This is a genomic window from Secundilactobacillus paracollinoides DSM 15502 = JCM 11969 (assembly GCF_001311135.1).
Taxonomy (GTDB): domain Bacteria; phylum Bacillota; class Bacilli; order Lactobacillales; family Lactobacillaceae; genus Secundilactobacillus; species Secundilactobacillus paracollinoides.
In genome coordinates this window covers 1-1,299 of record NZ_BBAG01000151.1, presented here as the reverse complement: position 1 = coordinate 1,299, position 1,299 = coordinate 1, and the positions used below count along the sequence as shown (strand labels likewise).

The 1,299-nt window shown below is 49.7% G+C and carries 1 pseudogene; it reads left to right on the top strand.

Going from position 1 to position 1,299, the window contains the following annotated elements:
- A pseudogene (locus tag JCM11969_RS16690) lies at nucleotides 1–1,299 on the top strand (glucose-6-phosphate isomerase); the annotation flags it as partial.

The window sequence follows — 1,299 nt, the reverse complement described above, 5'->3', positions numbered from 1 at the left end:
CAAAGCTTGATAAATTTGTTCACGACAATGAATTAGGCGAAATGCAAGCATTGGTCAATGCAGCGGATGCGGAATTAAGAAACGGGACAGGCGCCGGTAGTGATTTTCGTGACTGGTTAAACCTGCCAGAAGACTATGACAAGGACGAATTTGCTCGGATCCAGGCAGCGGCCAAAAAGATCCAGTCAACCTCTAAAGTGTTAGTCGTTATCGGGATCGGCGGCTCTTACTTAGGCGCCAAGATGGCCGTTGATTTCTTACACGATACCTTCTATAACTATTTACCAGATGACCAGCGTGATTTTCCACAGATCTTATTTGCGGGAAACTCACTGAGTCCATCGTACGTGCATGATCTCATTCATTTGATCGGCGACCGTCGACTTCTCAGTCAACGTCATCTCAAAGTCGGGGACCACGACGGAACCGTCCATTGCGTTCCGGATCTTCAAGCAACGCCTGATCGACAAGTATGGTGAGGCGGAAGCCAAGTCACGGATCTACGCTACGACTGACCAAAAGCGCGGGGCGTTGAAGTCCGAAGCCGACGCTGAAGGTTACGAATCCTTCGTTATTCCTGATGGCGTGGGTGGCCGTTATTCAGTGCTGACTGCCGTTGGGTTACTGCCAATCGCTGCTTCCGGTATTGACATCGACCAACTGATGACCGGTGCGCGGGATGCCATGAACGCCTACACTGACACTGATCTCACCAAGAACGAAGCCTACCAGTACGCTGCTTACCGGAACATCTTGTACCGGAAAGGCTTTACCACTGAACTCCTAGAAAACTACGAACCTAACATGCAGTATTTTGCTGAATGGTGGAAGCAGTTGATGGGCGAATCAGAAGGTAAGAACGAAAAGGGTATCTACCCATCATCCGCCAACTTCTCGACTGATCTGCACTCACTTGGTCAGTACATTCAAGAAGGCCTGCGGAACTTGATGGAAACGGTCGTCTTCATTGACAAGCCAAACCACGATATCGATATTCCTAAGGAAGACGGTAATCTGGATGGGTTGCAGTACCTTGAAGGTCGGACAATGCACTTTGCCAACACCAAGGCCTTCCAAGGGGTGACCTTAGCGCATACTGACGGCAATGTGCCGAACATGAGCGTGCACATTCCTGATCAGACGCCATATACCTTGGGTTACCTGATCTACTTCTTTGAAGTGGCTGTTGCCATTTCTGGTTACCTGAACGGGATCAACCCCTTCAACCAACCTGGTGTGGAAGCTTACAAGACGAACATGTTTGCCTTGTTAGGCAAGCCTGGGTTTGAAGAACTGGGC